13 protein-coding genes are annotated in these 13,229 nt (G+C 52.8%); 5 read left to right on the top strand and 8 right to left on the bottom strand.

Features of this window, described 5'->3' with window-relative positions; genetic code table 11:
- Positions 1 to 97 precede the first annotated feature (97 nt).
- Complete coding sequence (locus V2154_RS20635; protein WP_353503661.1) at positions 98 to 853, top strand: metallophosphoesterase family protein; 756 nt, start codon at positions 98 to 100, stop codon at positions 851 to 853.
- 50 nt (positions 854 to 903) lie between these two features.
- Here the strand turns inward: V2154_RS20635 and V2154_RS20630 are convergent, their stop codons facing one another.
- The gene (locus tag V2154_RS20630; RefSeq protein WP_353504042.1) at positions 904 to 1,539 is read right to left on the bottom strand and encodes a carbonic anhydrase; all 636 of its coding nucleotides are present in this window, start codon (positions 1,537 to 1,539) and stop codon (positions 904 to 906) included.
- A 322-nt stretch (positions 1,540 to 1,861) separates the two neighbouring features.
- Between V2154_RS20630 and msrA the strand changes: the two genes are divergently transcribed.
- Positions 1,862 to 2,407, top strand: a complete 546-nt coding sequence (gene msrA / locus V2154_RS20625; RefSeq protein WP_353503660.1) for a peptide-methionine (S)-S-oxide reductase MsrA — start codon at positions 1,862 to 1,864, stop codon at positions 2,405 to 2,407.
- Between the two features lie 203 nt (positions 2,408 to 2,610).
- Positions 2,611 to 3,876, top strand: a complete 1,266-nt coding sequence (gene folC / locus V2154_RS20620; RefSeq protein ID WP_353503659.1) for a bifunctional tetrahydrofolate synthase/dihydrofolate synthase — start codon at positions 2,611 to 2,613, stop codon at positions 3,874 to 3,876.
- Positions 3,877 to 3,937: 61 nt separating this feature from the next.
- Here folC and V2154_RS20615 read toward each other — a convergent pair whose 3' ends face one another.
- The 7 genes from V2154_RS20615 to V2154_RS20585 all read right to left on the bottom strand — a co-directional run bounded on the left by V2154_RS20615 (position 3,938) and on the right by V2154_RS20585 (position 10,081).
- Positions 3,938 to 4,960, bottom strand: coding sequence for a DapH/DapD/GlmU-related protein (locus V2154_RS20615; protein ID WP_353503658.1), 1,023 nt, complete (start codon positions 4,958 to 4,960; stop codon positions 3,938 to 3,940).
- Between the two features lie 295 nt (positions 4,961 to 5,255).
- On the bottom strand, positions 5,256 to 5,675 hold the full coding sequence (locus V2154_RS20610; protein ID WP_034793985.1) for a helix-turn-helix domain-containing protein: 420 nt from the start codon (positions 5,673 to 5,675) through the stop codon (positions 5,256 to 5,258).
- Positions 5,672 to 5,983: a type II toxin-antitoxin system HigB family toxin gene (locus V2154_RS20605; RefSeq protein ID WP_034793981.1), complete on the bottom strand. Its 312-nt coding sequence runs from the start codon at positions 5,981 to 5,983 to the stop codon at positions 5,672 to 5,674. The genes V2154_RS20610 and V2154_RS20605 overlap by 4 nt, the downstream gene beginning before the upstream one ends.
- Positions 5,984 to 6,183: 200 nt before the next feature.
- A complete protein-coding gene (locus V2154_RS20600; RefSeq protein WP_353503657.1) occupies positions 6,184 to 6,633 on the bottom strand; it encodes a GyrI-like domain-containing protein in 450 nt (149 codons plus the stop codon).
- A 271-nt stretch (positions 6,634 to 6,904) separates the two neighbouring features.
- Positions 6,905 to 8,257, bottom strand: coding sequence for a glutathione-disulfide reductase (gene gorA, locus V2154_RS20595; protein ID WP_353503656.1), 1,353 nt, complete (start codon positions 8,255 to 8,257; stop codon positions 6,905 to 6,907).
- Between the two features lie 193 nt (positions 8,258 to 8,450).
- A complete protein-coding gene (locus V2154_RS20590) occupies positions 8,451 to 9,293 on the bottom strand; it encodes a 23S rRNA (adenine(2030)-N(6))-methyltransferase RlmJ (RefSeq protein WP_100936460.1) in 843 nt (280 codons plus the stop codon).
- 185 nt (positions 9,294 to 9,478) lie between these two features.
- Positions 9,479 to 10,081, bottom strand: coding sequence for a histidine phosphatase family protein (locus tag V2154_RS20585; RefSeq protein ID WP_353503655.1), 603 nt, complete (start codon positions 10,079 to 10,081; stop codon positions 9,479 to 9,481).
- A 287-nt stretch (positions 10,082 to 10,368) separates the two neighbouring features.
- Here V2154_RS20585 and prlC point away from each other — a divergent pair, with 287 nt between their 5' ends.
- On the top strand, positions 10,369 to 12,444 hold the full coding sequence (gene prlC, locus V2154_RS20580) for an oligopeptidase A (protein WP_353503654.1): 2,076 nt from the start codon (positions 10,369 to 10,371) through the stop codon (positions 12,442 to 12,444).
- On the top strand, positions 12,441 to 13,187 hold the full coding sequence (gene rsmJ / locus V2154_RS20575; RefSeq protein ID WP_353503653.1) for a 16S rRNA (guanine(1516)-N(2))-methyltransferase RsmJ: 747 nt from the start codon (positions 12,441 to 12,443) through the stop codon (positions 13,185 to 13,187). The genes prlC and rsmJ overlap by 4 nt, the downstream gene beginning before the upstream one ends.
- Positions 13,188 to 13,229: the final 42 nt, after the last annotated feature.

The following is a 13,229-nucleotide window of genomic DNA, read 5'->3' as shown; positions in this document are numbered from 1 at the left end:
TAGTCTTTACCTAATTATTCTAACGATCCTGATGATTGAAGTTAACAGTCTACGATCGCATCGTATTGCGATAGTTTGAGAAAAATGGAAACAAAAAATGATCAGGCAAATTGCCGTTTTTAGTGATGTACACGCCAACTTGCCGGCGTTAAAGGCCGTGCTTGAGGACATTGATGCGCGACATATCGCTGAGATTTACTGCCTTGGCGACTTGGTAGATTTTGCCCCTTGGCCGAACGAGGTGATTGAGCTGCTGCGCCAGCGCCAAATTCCCACGGTGATGGGCAATCATGATGACCGTGTGGCATTTGACCGCCCGGTGACGCCAATGGCAAAGCACTCGCCGCAAGAGCGCGAGGCGCGAGTAGAAGCTATCGCGCTGAGTAAAGCGACGATTAGCGCCGAAAATATGGCCTACCTGCGCGATTTACCCTTTAAGCGGCAGGTAGTGCTGGGGGAGGGAGATAAGGCAAAAAGCCTGCTGTTGGTGCATGCCAGTGCTAACGCCATTCACGAATATATCTATCAAGATCATAGTCCAAGCGCGTTAGCCGAGATGTGCGCGGCCAATCATGCCGACGGCATACTAATGGGCCACACGCATTGTGCCTATCTCCGGCAGCTCGCGACGGCGAGTGGGAAAAGCGTATTAATTGGCAATACCGGCGCCACCGGGCGAATAAAATTGGGGCAGCCTTTGGCAACCTATATGACCTGTACTTGGGAAGAGGGTGATATTTCAGCAGAGATTGTGGCAGTGGAATATAACGTGGTGGAAACGGCATCGGCCATTATTCATAGCCCAATCCCTGATTTCTACGCGAGGGAGTTAATAACTCACTCCCTCGGTTGAACCTGCTGAAATAATAAGTCACCTTGCAAGGTGACTTATTAAATGGCGAATTAGGTCGCCGTCGCTTCAGGATTGTCAGACAGTGAGATAAAGGTCTTGGTCTTGCTGTCGAATGCTTCAATCGAGCCAGACTCGATATCATAAACCCAGCCGTGCAGGTTCATTTGGCCCTTGGCTAATGCCAGCGCCACGCAAGGGTGGGTGCGCAAGTTACCCAACTGGGCGATGACGTTTTCATGCACCATGCCGTTAACGCGCGCTTGGGAAGTTTCATGCCCGGCGGAGTCATTGATGGCTTTCGCCGCATCCGCATAGCGCAGCCAGTGGGCCACGGCAGGCATGTGGTCGAGGCAGGAGCAGTTTGCCACGGCGGTCATTGCGCCGCAGTCTGAGTGACCGCACACCACGATATCGCGAATGCCGAGCGCCATCACGGCGTATTCGACGGTGGCGGACACGCCGCCAGGCTCAGGCCCAAAAGGTGGCACGATGTTACCTGCGTTACGAATAACAAACAGTTCGCCGGGCTCACGCTGGGTGACTAATTCCGGAACTAAACGGCTGTCGGAGCAGGATATAAAAAGGGTCTTAGGGTTTTGATTAGATGCGAGCTTTTTGAAAAGCTTAGAACGCTGTGGGAATGCGTCTTTTTGGAATCTTAAAAAACCTTCAATTACGTCTTTCATCATGAATTCCATATATATTAATTGCAGCGATGTTGCCACGAAAAACAGGGCAAATCAATCAGTGGCGAATATGTGTAATTATATGTCATTAACTGCATGGCCCGTCGCCGATTAATATCAGGATTTTCCTGATATTTTACTCTATTATTATCCATAAGAAGGTTGTGGCTTATTTGCGGTATAGCTTGCAGCAGGGTTTGCGCAATGCTCGCGGCACTTTTCGCGCAGCCATTCCGCCCTTTTTCTGTTGTTATTCCTTTATGAACGCTGAACGACTAGTCTTATGACATAAGAGGTCGTATCCCAATGTGAAGGAGTCTGTATGACAATCGAATATGCCGTCTTCGGTGGTGGGTGTTTCTGGTGTACCGAAGCCGTTTTTAAAGACGTGATTGGTGTCGAATCGGTTGAGAGTGTCTACACCGGTGGCCGCCGTCCAAACCCAACTTACGAGCAGGTATGCAGCGGCGCGACGGGTCACGCAGAAGCCATTCGCGTTGGCTTTGACCCAGAGAAACTGAGCTACGGCGACCTGCTGGATATCCATTTCGTGACCCATGATCCGACCCAGTTGAACCGTCAAGGCAACGACATCGGCACGCAGTATCGCTCGGTTTTATTCCCGGCAGATCAGCACCAGCAGGCCGAAGCCGAGGCTGCTATTCAGCGCGCCCAGGCCGACAACAGCCAGCCGGTGGTCACCACCATCGAGCCACTGGGTGAAGTCTATGTCGCCGAAGATTACCACCAGAACTACTGGGACGGCGCGGGCCAGCGCAATGGTTACTGTCTGGCAGTGATCCCTCCGAAATTGCAAAAGCTGCGTAAGAGCTATGCGGCCAAGGTGAAATCTCTGCAACAGCCGTGAATTTTCTTCGCCTAATGGCGAGAAAAAGCCTTAATGTTAAATTTATTAGCGCGCCCGTGGGGAAACCAACCGGCGCGTTTTTTCATTGTGAGAAAACATTTCACTCATGTTGTTGGGCAGGGGGACATGTTGTATAAACTTTCTGCTCTACAGGGTTTATAAAATATAAAAATTGAAGATTACTTATCCGAGGAAAATATAACATGAGTGAAAGAGTCGGTGTTCCACAGGCAACTTCCGATTTGCATGACTGGCTGTCCTATATTGATAGTCTCCACTCGCAAGTTATAGATATGAGTCTTAATAGAATTAAAGCGGTGGCTAATACTTTAGAGGTATTAAAACCTGCGCCATTTATTTTTTTAGTGGGTGGCACCAATGGCAAAGGCACCACCTGCCATACGCTGGAAAAAACGCTGCAACTCTCCGGCTATAAAGTGGGGGTGTTTAGCTCGCCTCACATGATCAATTACACCGAAACCGTGCGCATTCAGGGTAAAGAGCTGGCCGGAAGCGAGCACGTTGCCGCCTTTGTTGCCATTAACCATGCCCGTCAAGACACTACGCTCACGCCATTTGAATTCAACACCTTAGGTGCTTTCTGGCTGATGAAGCAGGCGCAGGTGGATGTGGCGATTATCGAAGTTGGTATGGGCGGGCGTGATGACGCGACCAATATCATCGAGCCAGACATTTCGGTGATAACCAACGTTGCGCTGGACCACGAAGACTGGTTGGGCAAAGACACCGAGGCCATCGGCGAGATCAAAGCCGGTATTTTCCGCGCCGGTAAACCGGCCATCATTGGGCAGGCGCGTGCGCCCGCCTCGCTGCTGGCCTACGCTCAGAAAATTGGTGCGCTGACTTATCAGCGCGAAGCCAATTGGCAACTGGATGTGCAGGAAAACCAGTGGTCATTCAGCGATGCCACTGGTGAACTGACTGACTTAGCGATTCCAAAAATGCCGCTAGAAAACGTGGCGACCGCAATTGCCGCTCTGCGCGCCAGCGGATTAAATTTCACGCCTGCCGCTCTGCAAGAGGTTATTCTTCACGCCAATTTACCGGGTCGCTTCCAAATTATTGGCAATAGCCCAACCACTATTTTAGATGTCGCGCATAACCCACACGCGGCGGCTTATTTAGCGGAAAGATTACGCAAATTCCCAATTAAGGGAAATTACCGTTTTGTTATCGGCATGCTTATTAATAAAGATATCAAAGGTACCGTCGACCATTTAAAAACTTTATCTGATAAATGGTATTGCTGCGGGGTGCAGGCCGGGCCGCGAAGCACTAAGCCGGAAGATGTCGCGCAATATTTACCTCAGGCGCAAAAATTCGCCGATATTTTGGCGGGCTGGGAAGCCGCAAAACGCGATGTGCAAGAAGGGGATGTTATTGTGGTCTGTGGGTCATTCTTCTCCGTCGCGCCGGTGTTGAACGCGTTGAATGCTGAATCTAAATAAACCGGCTGCCTAAATAAAAACGCCCGCAGGTTACGATGCCTGCGGGCGTTTTTGTTTCTAATCACTCAGCGAATGTCTGCCAAACATCATCTGGAACATAGGTCGGGTTCTGCCCCGAGCGATGCAATGTCGGTAATAACAGGCTTTGCTCTCCGGGGCGATCTACCACTTCAACCGTCCCCGTGGTCGCGTTTCTGCGGAACAGCAAGTTTGACTTGCCGGCCAGCGTAATGGCTTTCACCGTGCTGCCGTCGGCTTTGGTTACCGGCAGGCCAGCGGTGATATACAGACCGGCTTCCACCGCGCAGTTATCTCCCAACGAAATACCCACCCCGGAGTTGGCGCCCAATAGACAGTTGGCGCCAATCGACACCACGTGCTTCCCGCCACCCGAGGTGCTGCCCATAATCGAGGCACCGCCGCCGATGTGCGAACCGCCCTGAATAGTGGCGCCAAGGCTGATGCGCCCTTCGACCATGCAAGGCCCGAGGGTGCCGGAGTTCATGTTGCAAAAACCCGCCGAAGAGACAAAAGTACCCGGCGCTAGATAAGCCCCGAGCATGATTTTGTTGGGATCGAGTAGGTAGACGTCGGTGGCTGGCACATAATCGACCATGCGCGGCAGCCTGAAAACGCTATACACCGTCGGCCTGCCCGGCGTATTTCTACTGACTTTTTGCAACTCTTTCAGCTGTTGCGGCAGGCAGGGGCCGTGAGATGTCCAGGCCACATCGATCAGCAGTTCGGTAAAACCGGCGAGGTTGGCCTGCCACGGCTTAATCTTGCGCTGGCTCAGCAAATGCAGGCGCAGATACAGGTCATGCAGGTCGCGGGGTGGCTGACGTAAATCAGCAATGGTGGTGTGGATGGCAATGCTTCGCACCCGACGCATTGTGTCGTGGTCCGGCGTTGCTAATTGGAATTGTGTTTGTGCTTCACTGGCGGAAAGATAACGTGTTTCTGAAATTTCTGTCACCGACTGCAAGGTTGTTTCGGCAAACCAACTATCCAGTACGACTCCATTCTCGGCAACCGTTGCCAGGCCGTGTCCACTGGCCCCTTGAGCAACATAATTGTCTGTCATGTGTTCTTGTTCTTTTGGTAAGGATAACGGAATTCACAAAATGGCAGGTTCGTCACAAAGAGAGAATAGGGCGCGATTAAAGAATTATGTAATCGGATGTGAGACACGGATTTTTATCAAAAAAGGGAACTAAAAACGATTTTTCGCCACGCTTTCGCCACCATTTTAATGATTTTAACGGTTGGGGGCGGTAAAGTTGATTTTTGCCTTATAAGAGCAGATTAGCTTTACGAATTAGCTACCCCCTTTAATTTGCTCGCCAATAAAAACCCCCGCTAAGAAGCAGGGGCATTTTTTAGTCTTCGTTGACGAATATCGAAACAGGCAGATTGAAGCGTTTTGCCAGCGCTTTCATGTGCTCCACCGTTAAATTCCTGTCGCCATTCAAAATGCGACTGACTAATGAGCGTTGGCCAATTTCATTCTCAAAATCGCTCTGCGTGAGTCCATACTGATCCATTAAAACGCGTAACATGGAAACGCCCGGAGGCGTGGCCGCCAGCAAAGCGTTAAATTCAGCAAAATCGGGCGACTCATTTTCATAACGATCGATTTTGGCCGTTAACATCTCAATGAGCGGGTTGCTTGGATCAAATTCTACAAGGTACTCAGCAAGCTCAACGGCTTCTTTATAGTCAGCCTTAGACGTGCTGCCTCCTAAGAGAGGTACAATGCTAACCAACTGTTGTGAGGCTTTGATTGCTTCGCTAATCATGCTGGGTTCTCCCGATATTTCTTCACTAACTTATCGTATTCAGCGTGAGTGGATATTGATTTGATGAACAACCGCCCGTATTCAAAGTCAGCGAAGAACATTAACCTGAGGTTATTGCCGCCTACATCAACTACCCACCACTTATCTCTGTACTTCATCCTATCCAGACTGGGAAAAACCTCCCTCATCTCATCTGGATCACTAAAATTTCCTCGCTTGAACGCTCTGTAGACATCATTTAGCGCTTTAGCATCGTTGGGAAACTTTTGTGCTGCTTCATCAAATGGTCCCTTTGATACAACGTGCATGGCTCACTCCCTGTTCCAACTTGGAAACATGATAGCGCACTTTTTATACGTTTCCAAGTTGGAACATGTGTGGCTGAGCGACGCCTCACGTTGCTACGCAAATCTCGTCCTCAATCCTCTTTTACAAAGTCTACAAATACGTGGGTTTTCTGCGAGCAAATAATAATCCCCAACACATCGGGGATAATTATTTATGGCACCTATTTCACCGCAATATAAATACTAATACTTTGTTCACCCGAGTAATATTCAAAGTCAGTAGTATAAGCCCGCTGATATTGAGCTTCTTCGCTCTGGAAATAACGCCAGACTTCGCCCCATAAATCGATACAGGCTTGCGGCAATTCACCTTCGGCAGAGAAGACCAGATAATTACCCTCTTGAATCTCTACGGCTTCCAACTCAGAGTCGTCTTGTGTGGAAAGCGTATTCGCTGCGGCATAGACATCAAAGCTGCCATTGAAATCTGACTCATACCCCGAGTAAACCCCATAAACTTTCGATGTGGGTTGCAAGCGAGGTGCAGCCTGCGCGAAAAACTGCTGCCACAGCGGGCCGATTTTTGCGGTTTCAGCCTCCCTCTCATCCTGATTTTTTGTCCGTGTCTTAAAACCAAATACCGTAAATTTTTCAATCTGTTGGGTCTGCATATTCATTCCTTTATTGCACGGAGATAAAGTGAAACCAAAAGCAGATGATGACTTTTAAAATTATGGAAAGGAAGTGGGTAGAGCGTTGTGGGCCACGGCCTACAGCCGCCGTCGATTTGTCCCATTCTTTCCCATTATCTTAAGAATAATATAGAAGCTGCTTGCTGTGTTTTGCCCGCCCTGTCGGCGGGCTTTTTTATTCTCGATATCCCAAAAACAAAAAAGCCGCAGAGATAAACCTGCGGCTTTTAATTAATTCCAGATTGAGTAATTAACGCATGGTCACGAACTCTTCAGCACCTGTTGGGTGAATTGCGACAGTGTTATCGAAGTCTTTCTTGGTGGCGCCCATTTTGATGGCTACCGCGAAGCCTTGCAGCATTTCGTCCATGCCGTAACCGATGCCGTGCAGGCCAACGATTTTCTCTTCTTTACCCACGCAGACCAACTTCATGCGGCATGGCTGGCGGTGCTGGGTGACGGCGGTGTACATCGCGGTGAAAGCAGATTTGTACACTTTCACATTGTCCGCGCCGAATTTCTCAATAGCTTCCGGCTCGGTCAGGCCCACGGTGCCGATGGCAGGGTGGCTGAAGACCACGGTCGCGATGTTGCTGTAGTCCAGATGCTCGTCCGGCTTGTTGTTGAACAGGCGCTCGGAGAGACGACGGCCCGCCGCAACGGCGACTGGCGTTAGCTCGACGGCACCGGTGTTATCACCCACCGCGTAAATGCCTTTAACACTGGTGTTCTGGAACTTATCGACGATGATGTAGCCTTTGTCGTTAGTTTTCACGCCAGTGGCTTTCAGATTGAAGTTGTCAGTCTCTGGCTCACGGCCAATCGCCCACACCAGGCTGTCGACTTCAAACTCTTTGCCATTTTCCAGTTTCAGGGTCAGGCTGCCGTCGGCATTTTTGACCACTTCTTTTGGAATCGACTCGGTATGCAGCGCCGGGCCTTCGGTGTTCATCACTTCAACCAGCGTTTCAACGATCAGTGGATCGAAAGTACGCAGCGGCGCGTGTTTACGCACGAACAGGTGAGTTTCTGCACCCAGCGCGTTCATCACGCCAGCAATCTCAACCGCGATATAGCCTGCGCCCACAACCGCAACGCGTTTTGGCATTTCAGTCAGGTCAAAGAAACCGTCTGAGTCGATACCGTATTCCGCACCCGGAATGTTCGGGTGGCTAGGGCGGCCGCCGGTGGCGATCAGGATGTGATCGGCAGTGATCTTCTCGCCGTTAACTTCCACAGTGTGATCGTCGATGAAGCGAGCAAAGCCGCGGATCACATCCACTTTATTTTTACCCAGCACGTTGTCGTACGAGGTGTGAATACGGTCGATGTAGGCAGTACGGTTAGCGACCAACGTCTTCCAGTTGAAACTGTTGACCGTGGTATCGAAGCCATAATCTGGGCCGTAGTTACGGATTGCTTCAGCAATCTGCGCCGCGTGCCACATGACTTTCTTAGGAACGCAACCTACGTTGACACAGGTGCCGCCAAGCTCTTTTGCTTCGATCAGCGCACATTTTTGCCCATGCATGGCGGCACGGTTAATTGATGCGATACCGCCGCTGCCGCCGCCAATTGCCAGATAGTCATAATGTTTAGTCATCGGTTAGTCCGTTAGAGAAAGTGAATGGGCCTCAATGGGCGTCATGAATCTTAAAAAATTGCCTAAGAGTTTAACGTGAGAATTCGCTTTGTCGCAAAGGTTGCATCAATGATTGTAATAGGTGTGGAACGTTTTGATAGCCAGAGCCTTGGGGGAGGCGGCTCTGGCCAGGGGAGAGTGAGGCTGGCAGAATTTACTCTGGCACCACCCATTTCACCAACTGGTGGCCCGTGCCCGATGGCACCAGCGTTTCCAGCAGCCACGGCAGCACGTTGTTCATCTGCTGTTCCAGCTTCCACGGCGGGTTAATCACGATCATGCCCGAGGCGGTCATACCGCGCTGGTCACTGTCCGGGCGCACACCCAGCTCGATTTGCAGAATGCGGCGAATGCCGGTGGCTTCGAGGTCGCGCAGCATCTTCTTGATTTGCTGACGCATGACTACTGGATACCACAGCGCGTAGGTGCCGGTCGCGAAGCGTTTGTAACCTTCCTGAATGCCTTTCACCACGTCCTGATAATCGGTTTTCAGCTCGTAAGGCGGGTCCATCAAAATCAAACCACGGCGTGACTGTGGTGGAAGTTGGGCCTTCAACTGCTGGTAGCCGTCTTCACGCACGACGCGGGCGCGGTTGTCTTTCTGGAACTCACTGCGCAGCAGCGGGAAGTCGCTCGGGTGCAGTTCGGTCAGGTGCAGTTTGTCCTCTTCACGCAGCAGCTGGCGGGCAATCAGCGGCGAGCCTGGGTAGTAGCGCAGGCTCTCGTTGCGGTTGAAATGCTTGATGGCCGACATATAGGCCGCCAGTTCCGCAGGCTGATCTTCACGCTGCCAAATACGCGCGATGCCTTCCAAATATTCGCCGGTGCGTTCGGCGTGTTCGCCACTCAGCAGGTAGCGACCTGCACCCGCGTGGGTGTCGAGATACAGGAAAGGTTTCTCTTTTTCTTTCAGAGATTCGATGATCAGACTCTGAACAGTGTGTTTCAGGACGTCGGCGTGGTTGCCAGCGTGAAAGCTGTGGCGGTAACTCAACATAGGTTTTACGTTTCCGAATAATGAATGTAGACAGTAAAATCAGTGGGTTACCGAAAGTTTATACTGTACTGGGAATATGAAGAAGGCGGCCAGCTGTCGCGACGCGCCTTGAATGGGGCTTAGTATAAACTGTCTGGCGAAGAAATTGGCAAAAGCCTTACCTCATCGCCAGCGGCTTGGACAGATTAGGAGGCGTTCGGGCAGGTGTCGGACACGCCGTTCAGGTTTTCCTGCTCGATTTTAAAGGTCACTTTTGGCGTCGCGGCGGACTTATCTAAGGTCAGGATAAAGATGCTGTCGAAATCCTTGCCCGGCCACTCCGGCACCACGCTTGGGTCACCGCCGTTCTCTTTGACGATATTTTTCACGATTTTGTCGAGGTTCTTGTGCTCCCAGGAGACAAAAATCTTCGCGTCTTTGTACTTATCGTCCTGCAACTCTTTGGTTACGCCGTCAACGTCGTCGGCGTGAAAATGAATATTGATTGGCTGGTTGAGGCGCACGGCGGTCGGCATGATGGTGGAAAGCGGGCGCAGCGAGTTACCCAGCTTTTGCTCTTTCGGGCCTGCGGCAAAAATGTGGTCAGGATTGCCATAGCGCGGCAATAACACGCCCGGCAGCGCCAGCGCGCGGTTCAGCCCTTTGCAGGTCAACTGGCCGCTACTGCTCGCCGGTTTTTCGCCGTGACGGACAAAAATCAGCGTTTCTTGCGCGCTGGCCATCTGACTGGTCATCACCAGCGAGAGCAGGCCAGCGGCCAACATTCCTAACTTCATCGCTTTCATCATTTTATCCTTTGCTCTGTTTTTGTTGATTTGAGCACATCCTAACCCGGGCCCAAAGCCGGCGCGAATGCCAGCTGGCTTAATTTTCGTTACCGGTTGAAACAGCCTACATCTCTTCCAGCCATTGATTTTCGCCGAAACTGGCCTCATGTTAGAAATTACGCCATTTTTATTGCAATTCGAATTTATGACTGACGCGCGAAGACGCCAAATACCGCGCCGCGCATCAGACCCAAGGCGATAAGCGCACGACGCTATCGCCCTTAGCGACACAAAAAGGACTGGCCCCTATGACTGAACAGCAAAATCTGTCGAACAACCCGCTTCTGAAACCTTTTGTCCTGCCGCCGTTTTCTGCGATCCGTCCTGAACACATTGTCCCTGCCATCAAATCCGTGATTGAAGATTACCGCCAGACGGTGGAAGAGGTTGTGGCGCAATCCGGGCCTTTTAGCTGGGAAAACCTGTGCCAGCCGCTGGCGGAAAGTGACGATCGTTTTAGCCGTATCTGGTCGCCGGTCGGCCACCTGAACGCGGTAAAAAACAGCCCAGAGCTGCGCGAAGCCTATGAGCAATGTCTGCCGCTGATTTCTGAATTCAGCACTTGGATGGGCCAGCACGCGGGGCTTTATCAGGCTTATCGCGAGCTGAAAGAGGGCGCGAACTTCGACCAACTGACGCTGGCGCAGAAAAAATCTGTCGATAATGCGCTGCGTGATTTTGAGCTGTCCGGTATCGGTTTATCTCCAGAGAAGCAAAAGCGCTACGGCGAAATCTCGGCTCGCCTGTCCGAGCTGGGTTCGACCTACAGCAACAATGTGCTCGACGCCACCATGGGCTGGAGCAAGTTGATCACCGATGTGAAGGATTTGAAAGGCTTGCCGGAGAGCGCGCTGGCCGCTGCCAAAGCGCTGGCAGAGTCGAAAGAGCAAGAAGGCTGGCTGTTGACGCTGGATATCCCGAGCTACCTGCCGGTGATGACCTATGCGGAAAACCGGGAATTGCGCGAAGAGATGTATCGCGCCTTCCTGACCCGCGCCTCGGATCAAGGCCCGAACGCCGGTAAGTGGGACAACAGCCAAGTGATGGCCGATGAGCTGGCGCTGCGCCACGAACTGGCCGAGCTGCTGGGCTTTACATCCTTTGCCGACCAGTCTCTGGCCACTAAAATGGCCGAAAGCCCGTCTCAGGTGATCGACTTCCTTAATGGTCTGGCAAAGCGCGCCCGTCCGCAGGCCGAGCAAGAGCTGGCCCAGCTTCGCGCCTTCGCCAAACAGCATTACGGCGTGGATGAGATGGAAGCCTGGGACCTGCCGTTCTACGGTGAAAAACAGAAACAGCACCTGTTCTCTATCAATGACGAACAGCTGCGCCCGTACTTCCCTGAGCAGCGTGCGCTGGAAGGCTTGTTCGAGGTGGTGAAACGCATTTATGGCATCACCGCCAAAGAGCGCAAAGACGTGGACACGTGGCACAAAGACGTGCGTTTCTTCGACCTGTTTGACGACAGCGGCGAACTGCGCGGCAGCTTCTACCTCGACCTCTATGCTCGCGAACACAAACGCGGCGGCGCATGGATGAACGACTGCGCGGGCAGCCTGCGCAAAGCCAACGGCGAAGTGCAGAAGCCGGTGGCCTACCTGACCTGTAACTTCAACCGCCCGGTGGGTAACGGCCCGGCGCTGTTTACTCACAATGAAGTCACCACGCTGTTCCATGAGTTCGGCCACGGCCTGCACCATATGCTGACCAAAATCGACGTCTCGGGCGTCGCGGGGATCAGCGGGGTACCGTGGGACGCCGTCGAACTGCCAAGCCAGTTTATGGAAAACTGGTGCTGGGAGCCGGAAGCGCTGGCGTTTATCTCCGGCCATTTCGAAACCGGCGAGCCATTGCCGACCGACATGCTGGATAAAATGCTGGCAGCCAAGAACTATCAGGCGGCGCTGTTTATCCTGCGTCAGCTGGAGTTCGGCCTGTTCGACTTCCGCATGCACGCCGAGTATGACCCGGCCAAGGGCGCGCAGATCCTGCCAACCCTCGCGGAAATCAAAAAGCAGGTGGCGGTTGTGCCTTCACCAAGCTGGGGCCGCTTCCCACATGCTTTCAGCCACATTTTCGCCGGTGGCTACGCGGCGGGTTACTACAGCTATCTGTGGGCCGAAGTGCTGTCTGCCGATGCTTACTCGCGCTTCGAAGAAGAGGGGATTTTCAACCGCGAAACCGGCCAGTCTTTCCTCGACAACATTCTGTCGCGCGGCGGTTCTGAAGAGCCAATGGAGCTGTTCAAACGCTTCCGTGGGCGCGAGCCTCAGCTAGATGCTATGCTGCGCCATTATGGAATTAAGGAAAGCGTCACCTCGTGAGCGTCTGTTTAATCTGTGAAGAAGGCGCCTCTCAGGGCGCCTTATCTATTCTGGCCGAGCGCTGGAACCTGACCTCTGTCCCCGACGCCAATATGGCGCTGGTGCTCACCCCTGAGCGTCTCGAACTGCGCAAGCTGGACGAGCCAAAGCTGGGGGCGATTTTCGTCGATTTCGTCGGCGGGACCATGGCGCACCGCCGCAAGTTCGGCGGCGGGCGGGGCGAAGCGGTGGCGAAAGCCGTCGGCGTCAAAGGCAGCTATTTGCCAAATGTGGTGGATGCCACAGCAGGCCTCGGACGCGACGCGTTCGTGCTGGCGTCACTGGGCTGCCACGTGCGCATGCTGGAGCGTAATCCGGTGGTCGCGGCGCTGCTCGATGACGGTCTGGAAAGAGGCTATCGCGATGCTGAAATCGGCCCGTGGCTGCGCGAGCGCATGACGCTGCTGCACGCGTCGAGCCTGACCGCCTTGTCGGAGCTGACGCCGAAGCCGGAAGTGGTCTACCTCGACCCGATGTATCCACATAAGCAGAAAAGCGCACTGGTGAAGAAAGAGATGCGCGTCTTTCAGGGGCTGGTGGGGCCGGACGAAGATGCCGATGGCCTGCTGGAACCGGCGCGCCGTCTGGCAACCAAGCGTATCGTGGTGAAACGGCCAGACTACGCCCCGCCGATGGCGGACATTGCCGCGCAGGCCGCGGTAGTCACCAAAAGCCACCGGTTTGATATTTATACGCCGCTTTGAGCCTTCATCGTGTTCTGCGACACCATAAAAAAGGAGATGCTA

The sequence above is a fragment of the Ewingella sp. CoE-038-23 genome, from assembly GCF_040419245.1.
Classification (GTDB): Bacteria; Pseudomonadota; Gammaproteobacteria; order Enterobacterales; family Enterobacteriaceae; genus Ewingella; species Ewingella allii.
This window is presented reverse-complemented; position numbering and strand designations above follow the sequence as displayed.